The sequence below is a fragment of the Niastella yeongjuensis genome (assembly GCF_900110245.1).
Classification (GTDB): Bacteria; Bacteroidota; Bacteroidia; order Chitinophagales; family Chitinophagaceae; genus Niastella; species Niastella yeongjuensis.
In genome coordinates, this window is record NZ_FOCZ01000006.1 from 21036 (window position 1) to 33514 (window position 12479).

11 protein-coding genes are annotated in these 12479 nt (G+C 46.4%); 2 read left to right on the forward strand and 9 right to left on the reverse strand.

Annotation, left to right across the window (positions count from 1 at the left end; genetic code table 11):
- Positions 1-70 precede the first annotated feature (70 nt).
- The 4 genes from BMX95_RS17000 to BMX95_RS17015 all read right to left on the reverse strand — a co-directional run bounded on the left by BMX95_RS17000 (position 71) and on the right by BMX95_RS17015 (position 1835).
- The gene (locus tag BMX95_RS17000) at positions 71-418 is read right to left on the reverse strand and encodes a helix-turn-helix domain-containing protein (protein WP_081202289.1); all 348 of its coding nucleotides are present in this window, start codon (positions 416-418) and stop codon (positions 71-73) included.
- Between the two features lie 39 nt (positions 419-457).
- Positions 458-916, reverse strand: coding sequence for a hypothetical protein (locus BMX95_RS17005; RefSeq protein WP_081202290.1), 459 nt, complete (start codon positions 914-916; stop codon positions 458-460).
- Positions 917-940: 24 nt separating this feature from the next.
- Positions 941-1411, reverse strand: a complete 471-nt coding sequence (locus tag BMX95_RS17010; RefSeq protein ID WP_081202291.1) for a hypothetical protein — start codon at positions 1409-1411, stop codon at positions 941-943.
- Positions 1412-1484: 73 nt separating this feature from the next.
- Positions 1485-1835: a helix-turn-helix domain-containing protein gene (locus BMX95_RS17015; protein ID WP_081202292.1), complete on the reverse strand. Its 351-nt coding sequence runs from the start codon at positions 1833-1835 to the stop codon at positions 1485-1487.
- 733 nt (positions 1836-2568) lie between these two features.
- Here BMX95_RS17015 and BMX95_RS17020 point away from each other — a divergent pair.
- A complete protein-coding gene (locus tag BMX95_RS17020; RefSeq protein ID WP_242673177.1) occupies positions 2569-3165 on the forward strand; it encodes an RNA polymerase sigma factor in 597 nt (198 codons plus the stop codon).
- Between the two features lie 10 nt (positions 3166-3175).
- On the forward strand, positions 3176-3949 hold the full coding sequence (locus tag BMX95_RS17025) for a tetratricopeptide repeat protein (protein WP_081202294.1): 774 nt from the start codon (positions 3176-3178) through the stop codon (positions 3947-3949).
- Between the two features lie 942 nt (positions 3950-4891).
- Here BMX95_RS17025 and BMX95_RS17030 read toward each other — a convergent pair.
- The 5 genes from BMX95_RS17030 to BMX95_RS17050 all read right to left on the reverse strand — a co-directional run bounded on the left by BMX95_RS17030 (position 4892) and on the right by BMX95_RS17050 (position 12347).
- The gene (locus BMX95_RS17030) at positions 4892-7729 is read right to left on the reverse strand and encodes a CHAT domain-containing protein (RefSeq protein WP_081202295.1); all 2838 of its coding nucleotides are present in this window, start codon (positions 7727-7729) and stop codon (positions 4892-4894) included.
- A 40-nt stretch (positions 7730-7769) separates the two neighbouring features.
- A complete protein-coding gene (locus BMX95_RS17035) occupies positions 7770-8687 on the reverse strand; it encodes a hypothetical protein (protein WP_081202296.1) in 918 nt (305 codons plus the stop codon).
- Positions 8688-8978: 291 nt separating this feature from the next.
- Entirely contained in the window at positions 8979-9641 is a 663-nt protein-coding gene (locus BMX95_RS17040; RefSeq protein ID WP_177193701.1) for a tRNA1(Val) (adenine(37)-N6)-methyltransferase, read from the reverse strand.
- Between the two features lie 220 nt (positions 9642-9861).
- On the reverse strand, positions 9862-10905 hold the full coding sequence (gene tsaD / locus BMX95_RS17045; RefSeq protein WP_090519483.1) for a tRNA (adenosine(37)-N6)-threonylcarbamoyltransferase complex transferase subunit TsaD: 1044 nt from the start codon (positions 10903-10905) through the stop codon (positions 9862-9864).
- Positions 10906-11096: 191 nt separating this feature from the next.
- Positions 11097-12347 (reverse strand): ABC transporter permease, encoded by a 1251-nt coding sequence (locus BMX95_RS17050; RefSeq protein WP_081202299.1) that lies wholly within the window; start codon positions 12345-12347, stop codon positions 11097-11099.
- Between the last annotated feature and the right edge of the window lie 132 nt (positions 12348-12479).

A 12479-nucleotide genomic window follows, 5' to 3' on the forward strand; every position in this document is an offset into this window, starting at 1 on the left:
TGGATTTCGAGATTACAAACAATTGGCCTTTAAAAAAAAGGTGTTTTTCACGTATTTTATTTGGAATATTTCACCCTAATACATTATACACTTTCGTTGGCGTATGGCCGTAGAATCTTTTAAATGCGGTAGTAAAGGCGCGTGTTTTTGTATAATTCAGTTCATGCGCCACATCTTTCAGGTCCTTGCCCAAATCGAAGAGCGTTCGGCCGCGTTCCATCCTTATGCGCAGTTTGTACTCGCGGATGGATTCGCCAAATAATTTCCTGAACCCCTGTTGTAATACATTCCGGCTTACGCCCATTTGCAAAGAAAGTTTGTGGGCCGGGTCTCCATTAGCGCAATGTTCATCGAGCAATTCTTTATAACAGGTCACTGCCTGCAATACATGCCGTTTGAATAGCTTTTCAGTCTTCATCTTATTTGGTTTACTGGTAAACGATATTGATCAGCCTTGCTAACCAGCTTCGGTAAAGAAGTGGCTTTGTGTATAATCCAGGAACTGCAGCGGGCTGGTAAATACCATGCCCAGTTCATGTTCCCGGTCGTAATCATCGCGTACGATCATCTTATTGTTTTCCGTTAAACGGAAATACAATGCATACAATATGATCTTTACCACAATAGTACAGTAGATCTCGGCCTTGCCCTTCCGGTACAGGGCCCATAATTTGTTCGGGGTCATTGTTATCAATGCGCGGGTGCCGGAGAATTGAAAATCGTCTACAAACGTATTGAATGGCTGGCTGGGGTATATTAAACCGAAATCTGCATAGGGCTCCGGGGGCGGGGTAATAGGGCTTACTACAAATACACTGTCATCCATATTCATAATAAATTCGATGCCCTGGGGGTTGTCGTAGATGCCTAAATGATCATCTAAGAATGTGTAGATATGTTTGCCGGCTCGCGTCATACCGGGGAAAGGTTTAGTGTATTGTCAATGTTTTTTTGAATAGTTGGTGATATAATTGATAAAATCGGCCGGCTTTTCCAGTTTCTTGCGAGCTACCCAGCTTAGGTCCTCGTCTTCATCTTTTACATGGATGCGGCCTTCCTTTTTTCGGAAAACCAGTTCCCAGCAGCATTCGCCATTGTCGTACAATACGCTTAAAAAAGCAGCGCCCTGGTGATAAAGGTCTAATAACAGGTGCGGACTGGCAAAATGCAGCTGTTCAACAGTGGTAATGCCACTGAGTTTACTGAACTCTTCAATAGTGCTGTCTTCGATGCAGATCTCTATAACATAACCCGTGTCGAGAAGAATGCCGGGATAATGGGCGGTAATGTTGAAGGCGCCGTCTTCAAGCAGATCGCTTTGTACGCCAAACGGGTTGGTGTAATAACCCAGGTTGCTTTTCAGAAAGCTGGCTATGGGGTGTTCAGCTGGTTTTTTTTTGGCCGGTTTCATATGCAATGGTTTAATGGTATCCAACTGGTACGGAGGCGTGGTGTTGCAATATGACCTGTTTGTTAGCGTTATACTATCTTCGTCGTGTTTTCCAGTCTGACGGGCTTTGTCCGTAATACTTCCTAAAAGCGTTGCAGAATGCACTTATAGATGAATACCGCAGCGTTATTGATACTTCCTTGATCGATGAGCCGTTGGTTAAAAGGTATTTTGCATGTGCCATCCGCATTCTTAACTTGTATTGTCCAATGCTAGTGCCGTACTTGTTCTTGAATGCTTCCTGCAATACATTACGGCTGATGCCGGCTTCGCTGGCCAGCGTAGCTGTGCTGATGCCGTTGGTGGGGTTGTCGTCTATGATTTTTTTAACCCCCCTCACCGCATCCATTATTTCCCTTCGGTAATATCTGTTATATTTGGCCATGCCGCCTTTTTAAATGAATGGTGCGGATAAGTGTCATTCCGTCTACTGTTTTTTTGCGTCCGCGGCCACCTTCATTTAGAACTGCGTTGCTTTCTATTGTTTTTAACAGGTGAAACAAAGTAGCAGCCGGGTAGTAACCTGCTACTTCAGCAATACAATCAATGACATAGATAGGGCGCTACAAATCTTCCCGCTCTTAGGGCCGGGTGTCGGTTTCAACTTTCCTACTGCAAATTACTGAGCCCGTTATTATTTTAAGAATCAATCAGTTCATGTTTTGCACTTTTGATTTTCAATATTCGCCGTTTTGGCAAAATCCAAAATAAAGGCGGATTTTTATCCTACTTGTTTACAGGGTAAATAAATGAGTCCCTTTTGAAAGAAAGCAGTTTATATATGGAGATACAACTGGTATGTTCACCTTTATTCAAAAGAAAAATATTTTTTTTCTTTTTTAAAAATGATAAAATGATGACTTCAGGGGCAATGGGAGTGGGGGAAACCTGTATGTTATTAGTTCTTAGGATAATATAAAGGTGTTTGGGTATTGCAGAAACCGATGAAATTGTTGACCTGTATCAACTTGCTGGGTTATTCTACAAATTCAAACAGAATTCGAACAGATTCTGGCCCTTCCTTTATTACTTTTGTGCCCTTCCTTAGGGATATCTATATTTTTTATTAAAAAGTGATCAGGCCGGTTACAAAACGAACCCCGGCGTTTACTATTAATATGATAAAAGGCAGTACGTATTCCGATGTGGAGTTATTAGCCGCCATCGGAAGAAGGGATCAGTTGAACAACGCCATTTATTTCATTTATCAGCAGTATTCACAAACGATCCAGTCTTTTATACTGGCCAACAGCGGCATGCCCGCTGATGCGGAGGATATTTTTCAGGAAACGGTGGTCATCTTCATCGACCTGGTAAAAAAGAATAAGTTCCGCGGTGAAGCCAGTGTGAAAACTTTTTTAACTGCCATTGCCCGTAACCTGTGGTTAAATGAAATGAAGAAAAGAGAACGGAGCGAAATCAGGGAAAAAGCGTTTGAGAATGAACGCGATCTTACCGAACTGGATATCAGTCAGCACATGGCAAACCAGGAAGTGAAACAACAGTTCCTGGAAGTGCTGGGAAAACTGGGCGAGAACTGCAAAAAGCTGCTCACCCTGGTTTACTATGAGAATATGTCAATGAAAGACATTGTGCATCACCTGCCTTACGAAAATGAACAGGTGGTGCGAAATAAAAAATATAAATGCCTGCAATCACTCACGGCAATGATAAAAGAAAACCCGTTGATTGCACGGCTTGTTAACAAACAGTGATGTTATTTTTATGGAAGACCGCAACGAACATTTACTGATCAATTACTTCGACAGAACCCTGGAAGAAAGGGAAATGCGCGAAGTAGAAGAACTGATCCATACCGATCTGGAAGTGCGTAAGCAATGGCAATACCTGCAACTGGCTGTTGAAGCGGTGGAATATGCGGCCCTGTACGACCAGGTGGCTGCTGTGCGGGAAAATTTCAGGACCATACAACCGGTTGATGTATTACAATCGTCTGGTAATAAAAATGTACGCGTATTCATGCGGCCATTCATGCGGGTTGCTGCGGCCGTTTTGGCATTGATCGTTGGTACGGTTGCCTATAAATATTTTTCGGTGAGTGCAACACACGTGTATCAAAAAACGTTTATTGCGTATTCGCTTACCACCACCAGAGGGCAGGCAGCCATCACCGATATAGAACAGGCTTACCGTATCCAGAACTGGAACGGAGTAATTGCCGCCGCTAACAAGTCTACCTTAACTGATAATAAAGCCTTATTCCTGGCCGCTATGGCCAACCTGCAGTTACAGCAATATGCAGCAGCAAACAAGTTGTTTGAACAGGTATTGAGTAACAATTCCCAAACGGGTGATGATTATTTTCAGGACGAAGCCCAGTTTTACCTGGCAATGAGTAACCTGGCCGATAACCATTCCGTAAAGGCTATTGCCTTGTTGCAACAAATACGGGCTGATAAAAACCATTTGTATCACCAACAGGCGATGCAAATAGGAAAGATGGATCTTCAATTATTGAAAATCAAGGCGAACCGCTAAACTGAAAAAATTTTAAAAAAAGTTCGATTACGCGGTTACATTTCTTTCTACAGCTTTTACTAATTAATAGAACCAGCTCTTTTAAATAAGTCTTTTCATTCGTTAAGATCTGAATCATAATATCGGAAACCTGATCTCCGCCAGCTGGCGGATGAGACAGAGAAACCTGGATGGTTCCATCTTAACGGATTATCCCTACGCATTCGTGAGGATCTGAATCATAATATCGGAAACCTGGGTCCGCTTCGGCGGTTCAACAGAGAAACCTGGATGGTTCCATCTTCACGGATTATGCCTCGAATTCGTGAGGAAACGATCATAATATCGGAAACCTGAGTAGTACATTTGATATTACGACAGAGAAACCTGGATGGTTCTTTCTTCACGAATTATTTTACGTTCTTTCGTGACGATCTATATCGGGCACGATGTAGTCACATACTATATATTTAAGTTTTTTCGCTTAAAGCCAGCAGTCGAATGCGCTTATTCGCGTTCAATTGCCCTATGCACTAAGCTTTTGCTTTCGCAGTTGGTACAAAGCGCCCCCTAAACTCTAAATATATCGGCATCACTGGGGATGCCCTGGTATGGACCTGATTTGCACACAATGATTGAGTTTTCGGTAATCGGGCTGACTTGGTTGGTAGCCCGGTTACCTTTTTATGCTAAACGCAGGCAGAGGGCAGAAGGCAGAAATTAATTCCCGAATGTTGAATTTCCCGATAGCTATTCGGGATACTTAATTTTCGGAATACCTGCTTTAAGCTTTAAGCCTTAAGTATGCAATTCAAAGATTAAAGCCGCTCTTTATAAATGAATTCCCTACCTGGTAGGAGTAACTTCTAAAAGTCGACGTTGACCTCAAAGGATAACGCAGAACCTGCATTAGTCCGGAGTACACACATCAGAGCAATTTTTTAATCCGTATTTCTGTGTCAACTACGTCGACTTTTTTCTTCTTTTAATGTAATAGATCATACCTGACAAGACTGCCACCACTGCGCCAGTAACAAGCAACCACCGAAACCAGGTAACCGCTTGCACCAACGGCTGGTTATCCCCTGTGAGAATTAAATGGGCCCAATAGTTGGGCGTTTTGTACAAAGCATTGCTATGCAGGTAATCGAGTTTTGCCTGTCGCAATGCTTTCGCTTTTGTAAAGCCCTTTTGTAAATAGAGTTGAAATTGATGTAGTATTGCTGCGGTTGCCGCATCATCGGCCTTCCATAAACTGTTCACCATACTGGCACAGCCGGCATAGGCAAAACCGCGTGTAAGACTCAGCACGCCTTCGCTGTTTACCAGTTGTCCATGCCCCGTTTCACAGGCGCTGATGATAACCAGTTGTGTTCCTTCCATATTCAACCCATACAATTCTTCCAGGTACAACGCATCCTGCGTGGGCTGCGGGCTTTGGGGATAGAAGGCTATAAACGAAGCCGCACTGTTGCCGGTATCGGCAATGGCATGCGTGGCCAAATGCACTACCGGGTATTGTTGCAGGTGATGCAGGAACTGCTCCTTGGTGGCCTGCTGATTGGTGAACGCCAGTCCGGGCAGGTGGGCGATCTCTTCTGCAGAAGCCGGCAATTGCTGCATGAATGTATATTCCGGATGCGGAAACGGTTTACCGGCCTCGGCAAAGGGCGCAAACGCCAGCGTTTGTATAACGGTGCTGGCTGATTGCTTCCGGGCCGCCTGCGCTATAATAAACCGGGAAGAAAACTGATAACTGATCTCGGTTGTTTCCAGCAACGTTTGGGGCTCGTCACCCGCTTCTGCCGGTAAAGATTCAAACGGCAGGTAGTATAATATGTTATCGGGTATAATGGTCCATTCGGTGGCGCCTGCAGTTAATGCCTGCAGCGGTTGTACCAATTGCCGGTACAATTGCCGGCCCCAGGGTGCCCCTTTGAAACGGCGGCCGCTTTCGGGATTTTGTAGGGCCGTCAGCCAATGGGTTATAGCTTGTTGTATGGTACTGAAAGAATCGATGCGCGTTTGTTTAAAACCGGAGCGGGTTATAACAAACACGTTCAGGGTATTCCCCGTTGCATAAAAACTGATCACCGCCTGTTGGCGGCCCAGGTATTGTTGCAGCGAATCGGGCCGGGGATAGGTTTCCTGGTACTTGAGCTGATAGTACAAACTGTTTTGCTGCAGGGCATGCTGCACCTGCGCCAGCTGAATTTCAAACCCCGCTTTTTCATTGGCCAGTGTAACCAGCGCGGCACTGTCCTGCGTTTGATCGCTCCGGATACTTAAACGGGCCAGGTTGTATTTGATATTTCTTTCCTGTTGTACCAGCCCGGCATCTATGCCCGGCAATTTGCGGAAGCCCTTTTCTGTTACCCCGCTGTACATCACCGAGGCTTTGTTGCGTTCTGCCATTACAAAGGCCTGCTGCGCATATCCCTTATTGGGATGTAATGCGTGTAACTGTAAACATACCGTTACCGCGTTTTGATACACCTGCTGGTTGTTGTTCTTCAGGAATAATTTGGCTTCGTCGGTATCATAACTTTTTTCGATGAACCGTAACAGGGCGATGGCGCTGTTGTAGGTATCCAGCGCTGTTTGCAGATGGGCCTCGCTATGGGTGGTTTTATATAATGTTTCGAATGTGGTGGCTTTTTTAAACAGCGCATCGAAGAGGCGGTACGAAGTGAACGTGCCGGTGAACTGCGCCGGGTTCGCCCGTACATTGGTATTGTTGAAATGACCGCTAAAGACAATGATGGCCTGTTGCAGGCTTTGTAATGCGGCATCGTATTGTTGTTGCTGAATAAGCCAGTCGCCCCGGTACAAATGGTACATGCCTGTATAGGTGCTGTTGGGGGCTGCTTTGTTGGGTGAATTGGATTGCGCAAACCGCTTCAGGTAATAATCCGTTGAATCAGGATGCTGCAACAGCAAATGCGTATGCGCCAGCTCGTTGAACACCCGGGGCAGTGTGTTGGTATTTACCCGGTGAAACCAGCCGAGGGCCTGCTGGTAATTGCCCATGGCTTTGTAGGCCAGTCCCATGTTTAAAAAGATCTGGCTGGTAAATGCTTTTTGCGAATAAATGGTTTTATAGATGGCAATGGCCTGCTGATATTGACCCAGTTTATAAGAGGCTGCCGCCACATTGTTCTCGATGTTCACCACCCAGGTAGCGTCTTTGGCCGGTTTTTTATTGATGATGGCCAGGGCCTGGGTGAAATAATTACGGCTTTGCAGGTAATTGCCATTCTCATAATACAGCACGCCGAGGTCATTGTACAGGCGTTCTCTCTCGGGGATGCGGGTAAAGCGTTGCGCCAGGGCTTCGGCCTGCAATAAAAAATAACTGGCAGAATCGAAATTGTTCAGGTGGTAATAAGCCGAACCGGTATGCTGGGCTACTTCGTATAAGAGGGAATCGCTCCATTGCGGGTGCTGTTGTTTTATGCGTTGTGCCTGTAAATAAGACCGGATGGCGGATGCATAACTGGTTTGTACATCCAGCAAAATACCGGTGTTCAAATGGGCATGGAAGAGCAACGAATCGGCAGCAGCGCCGTTTTTTCCCCCCAGTGCAATTACCTCCCGGTAGGCCGCCAGCGCCAGGCTGTCGGTAGCATCGGTGGGGTTGGGTAAATGAAACAGGTGATCGGCCTTTTTGTACCACGCCACTAAAGTGGGCGGGGGATGAGGCTGGTCACCGGTATTGTACGCGCAAATCAACCAGGTAGCCAGCAGCAGCCAGCCTTTCCATACAATGTCCCTAAATAATGCCTTCACCAAAGTTACCATGGTTAGGCGAAGATAGTGGTGTTTGGGTATATAGTAACCGTTATCTGGCGAGACCGGCAATGATCAATAAGGGTGGCCGGGGTTTGCCATTTACGATGTGGTAACCCAACATGTCCTCACGCTTGAATTCAACCTCATTTTGTAAGTCGAAGGGAATGTTGGTTGCCTTGTCGAAATACACCACTTTCACAGAGATCTGTTGTTGCGCTTTTTTACTGTTATCATTAAGCGAGTATAAGATCTTTATTGTTTTGGAGTCGCCGTTCTTTACATTAGGACCGAACAGTCCGTCGGCAAGTGATTTCTTCAGGTTGATATAGCCGTTCTTGGTGCGCACCCGCAATTTCTGGTCATTGGCTTTTGAACCGGGCACGTCGTCATCGAACGAACACTTGTTGTTGCCGTTGCCATTATTGCCGGGATAATCGGTATCGTCGCTTCCATCACAAACAGGGGCAGTGAGCGGATTGGCGTTAAAGACAGGTCTGGCCAGCGTGTCGTTGTTGCCGATAATATAAACGCTGTCCATGTAGGTGATACCACCCAAAATCAACTGCCTTACGCAGGTATCGCGGGTGCCATCTTTTACAAAACCAACCAGGTATCGTACGCCGGTTTCACTTTTTGAAACATTGATAACACCGGTTTTTTTATTAAGGCTGAGTCCTTCAGGCCAGGAGAGATAGGTTCCGGCGATTCCCTTATTGTTGACGGGACTAACCGTATATTGTCCGTTTACAGGTTGCAGGTAAATTATGCTGTCCCCATAATCAGGCCCATTGGGACATTGATTGGGGGCATTTAGTAAAACATTGCCATTGATGGGTGAATCCACCAGTGGATCGGTAGGCTTTTCAGCATTAGTTTCTGACCGATTCGCTTTGTTGCAGGCAACAAAATCAAGTAATACTAAAAACGATGACAATAACAGTAGACAAGTGCACAGTCTGCTTTTCATGTATGTTTCGGTTTTTACGCGGGAATCTAATCAGACAAGGTTGGTTGGCACTAGTGTTCACCGCTTTTCAAACGGATATGGATAAGCAAATATTCGATTTTTGAATTATACTACACGAATATTTATTAGACACCTATTTATTCAGTTGGTTATCATGCGCTAAGGCTTAATGGTTTTCACTTAAATTTCATTTGGAAACGATAGGATTGCTGACAAGAACAAGCACATGATCCGTTGCCAATAATAGACGTAAACCAGGGAATCAAAGTTGTCACGTTACTACTGCAATTTCTATTCCTGGAGGTATAGATAATAATCTTTGAGCAAAGTTGCAAACTCCGGGGTGTAAGCGCGGTCAATTTGTTGAATTGTCAGGTCTGCTGTGGTTGCCGTATCGACTTTATTACGCGTGTAATGCAAAATTGTCCGAAAGGGTGGGTGTTTGGGCGATTGTTTTACGATCAGTTTTTCGGCAAGGGAAAACTGGTGCTGGCCGGCCAGTTTATTGAAATATTCCCAGCGGTGGAAAGGCAGCAGAATACCGAATTCGCCCTGCGGTTGCAGGTTGCCGGCAATAACCGGCAGCAATTCATCGAGCGTAAGCTGGGTGCTGTGTTTGGCTATTTGTTCGCGGTTGTTGGCCGAAAGCCAGTCGGATTCAAAAAAGGGTGGATTGGAAATGATGAAATCGTATCGATGCGGGAATTGAAAACTGCGGACATCGCCCTGGAATACCTGCAGGCGTTCCTGCCAGTCGTTTTGGGTGGTGTTTTCCTGTAATTGCTGATAGGCGTCGCCGTCAATTTCAATGCCGTGGATCGCGGCCTGGGAGCGTTGTGCGAGCATCATCATCAACAACCCGGTTCCTGCCCCAATATCGAGTACCCGGGCGTGCTGCGCTATTTTGTTCGAAAACCACGCACCAAGAATACAGGCATCGGTGCACACTTTCATGGCGCACTTATCCTGGTTTATTGTGAATTGTTTGAATTTAAAGTAGGTGTTTGGCATTGGGGCTTTTAGTTCAAATTGTACACAAGACCTGTAAGGTAAACTGCGGAGATTTGTCAATTTAGTTGGCCAAAGTGTACCTGACAGGTCGATTTTCTATAAGAGCTGTCAGGATCGCTTATCTGTCCGCGGGTTCAGTACCCGATGGCGAACCTTACAGGTCTTACCATTCGGCTCTGGCAGTAGGGCTAACCCCCAGATCAACAAAATCCCCTTCGAGGTACTTGTAATAGGCTGTCATGGCAATCATAGCGGCATTATCGGTACAGTATTGAAAGGCGGGGATGAAGGTGCGCCAGTTGTGTTTCTGTCCCATTTCAGTAAGCGCTTTGCGCAGGCCGCTGTTGGCACTTACGCCGCCGGCTATACAGATCTGATCGATGCCGGTAGTGGCAGCTGCCGCTTTTACCTTGTTCAGCAAAATGCTGATGATGCGGTGCTGGATAGACGCGCAGATATCGGCCAGGTTCTCTTCTATAAATTTGGGATTGCTTGCGGTGTTCTCCTGTAGAAAATACAGGATGGCGGTTTTCAATCCACTAAAGCTGAAATTCAAACCGGGGATCTGCGGTTCAGGAAATTTGAACCGGTTGGGATTACCCGTTTGGGCATATTTATCAATGAGCGGTCCGCCCGGGTAGGGCAGTCCCAGTAATTTGGCTGATTTATCAAAGGCTTCACCGGCGGCATCGTCCATGGTTTCGCCGATCACTTTCAGCGAAAGGGGCGATTCGCACAGTACGATCTGGGTATGGCCACCACTCACCGTAAGACATAAAAAAGGAAATTCCGGCCTGGGATCTTCAATGAGGTTGGCCAGCACATGCGCCTGCATATGGTGCACGGCTATGAGGGGTACATTCAGCGCCAGCGCCAGCGATTTGGCGAATTGAGCGCCTACCAGCAGGGAACCGATCAGTCCGGGCGCCTGCGTAAAGGCAATGGCGTGTACGCTTTGTAACAAGGTATGAATGGCCGCTTCATCGGTAGGTTCGCCGCTTTGCTGACAGGCTTTTTGTAAAGCGGCATACACAACCGGCACAATGTTTTGCATATGCGCGCGCGACGCCAGCTCAGGCACTACACCGCCATATTGTTCATGCACGGTTTGATTGGCAATAAAATTCGAAAGAATTTCGCCGTCGCGGCAAACAGCGGCGGCGGTTTCATCGCATGATGATTCGATTGCTAAGATTGTAATACTCACGGGGGCGAAGATAATGAAAGGCAGTTAAAAGGCAGTAGGCAGAAGGCAGAGGGCAGAGGGCAGAAGGCAGAAGGCAGAGGGCAGAGGGCAGAGGGCAGAGGGCAGAAGGCAGAAAGAATACACCTCTGCGCGGAATTCAGAACTTAAAACTTTGAACTTTCAACTTTCAACTTTAAACCTGTTACTTATAACTACTTGCTCCTGATAGCGACTACGGGATCCATTTTAGCTGCAATAGAAGCGGGTATTATTCCCGCCAGTACGCCTACCACAATACAAATGGAAATAGCCAGTATAAGAATGCCGGGGGCAATGACTACGGCAAAACCAAAGATGGCTTTGGATGCGAGGGTGAGCAGGAAGACTATAGTTAAACCGAGTAATCCGCCCATGATGCACAGGAATGCGCTTTCGAGCAGGAATTCGGTAAGGATAACGCTGCGTTTGGCACCGATGGCTTTTTTCAGACCGATCTGGGAAGTGCGTTCGCGCACGGTCACAAACATGATATTGGCCACGCCGAACATACCCACGATCAAAGAAAGAATGGCAATGGACCAGCCGCCCTTATTGATGCCACTGAAGATCTCGCTGGCAAAACTGCTGAAGGCATCGATATCATTCAGGGCGAAATCATCTTCCTGGGTGGGTTTCAGTTTGCGAACGGAACGCATGGCGCCGGTGAGCTCATCACGAAGCTGCTCCATAGGTACAGTGGATCTGCCCTGCACCATAATGATGGGATTGCTGTTCTTTTCACGAACCATTTGTTTCATAAATCCCTGCGGCATCAGCACGCAGTTGTCGTATTCCCAGCCGTTCACTATACTTTTACCCTGTTTTTTGATCAGTCCGATCACCAGGGCGCGTTTGCCTTCTTTTAAAATGAGGGTATTGCCTACGGCTTTTTCGGCTTTGCCAAAAAGTGTTTCGGCAACGGTATATCCTATTACTACCACATTGGCGGCAAAGTCGTAATCGGCGGGTTGCAGGTAGCGGCCCAGTTCAATTTCTACGGGTTGAATATTTACAAATTCCTCGGTGATGCCATAATAATTTACATTATTGATGACGTCGTTTTCGAAACCTACATAACTATTGGTACTGATGTTGAAAGCCACACTGGAGGCGGCAGGCACTTTATGTTTCAGGATCAGCATTTCGTCGTAGCTGGGGGAAGGGCGTTTCATATATCGCCACCAGGGATAGTCGGGACCACCGGCGTACACCCATTTATCGATGTACACGGTATTGGTGCCAAGCGCCTGAATGTCTTTTTGTACTTGTTTTTCGAGGCTGTCAACCGTAGCCAGTACGCTGATAATACAAAAAATACCAAAGGCCACCCCGGTCAGTGACAACAAGGTGCGTACTTTATGGGATTTAAATTCCTGCCAGGTTAGGTTGAGGCTACTGCCCAGAATTTCAAGGACTCGGCGCATAATCAAATGTAATATGAATCACCTGATTTTAAAAGTGGCTGTGTGTTAAGTGGAAGGGGGCAGAGGGCAGAAGGCAGAGGGCAGAGATGAAAGGCAATAGGGAAGGGGGCAGAGGGCAGAAGGCAGAGGGCA

What these genes read in the sequence shown, in the direction of transcription:
- BMX95_RS17000 (WP_081202289.1), bottom strand. Translation starts at nt 418, where the DNA reads ATGAAGACTGAAAAGCTATTCAAACGGCATGTATTGCAGGCAGTGACC.
- BMX95_RS17005 (WP_081202290.1), bottom strand. Translation starts at nt 916, where the DNA reads ATGACGCGAGCCGGCAAACATATCTACACATTCTTAGATGATCATTTA.
- BMX95_RS17010 (WP_081202291.1), bottom strand. Translation starts at nt 1,411, where the DNA reads ATGAAACCGGCCAAAAAAAAACCAGCTGAACACCCCATAGCCAGCTTT.
- BMX95_RS17015 (WP_081202292.1), bottom strand. Translation starts at nt 1,835, where the DNA reads ATGGCCAAATATAACAGATATTACCGAAGGGAAATAATGGATGCGGTG.
- BMX95_RS17020 (WP_242673177.1), top strand. Translation starts at nt 2,569, where the DNA reads ATGATAAAAGGCAGTACGTATTCCGATGTGGAGTTATTAGCCGCCATC.
- BMX95_RS17025 (WP_081202294.1), top strand. Translation starts at nt 3,176, where the DNA reads ATGGAAGACCGCAACGAACATTTACTGATCAATTACTTCGACAGAACC.
- BMX95_RS17030 (WP_081202295.1), bottom strand. Translation starts at nt 7,729, where the DNA reads ATGGTAACTTTGGTGAAGGCATTATTTAGGGACATTGTATGGAAAGGC.
- BMX95_RS17035 (WP_081202296.1), bottom strand. Translation starts at nt 8,687, where the DNA reads ATGAAAAGCAGACTGTGCACTTGTCTACTGTTATTGTCATCGTTTTTA.
- BMX95_RS17040 (WP_177193701.1), bottom strand. Translation starts at nt 9,641, where the DNA reads ATGAAAGTGTGCACCGATGCCTGTATTCTTGGTGCGTGGTTTTCGAAC.
- BMX95_RS17050 (WP_081202299.1), bottom strand. Translation starts at nt 12,347, where the DNA reads ATGCGCCGAGTCCTTGAAATTCTGGGCAGTAGCCTCAACCTAACCTGG.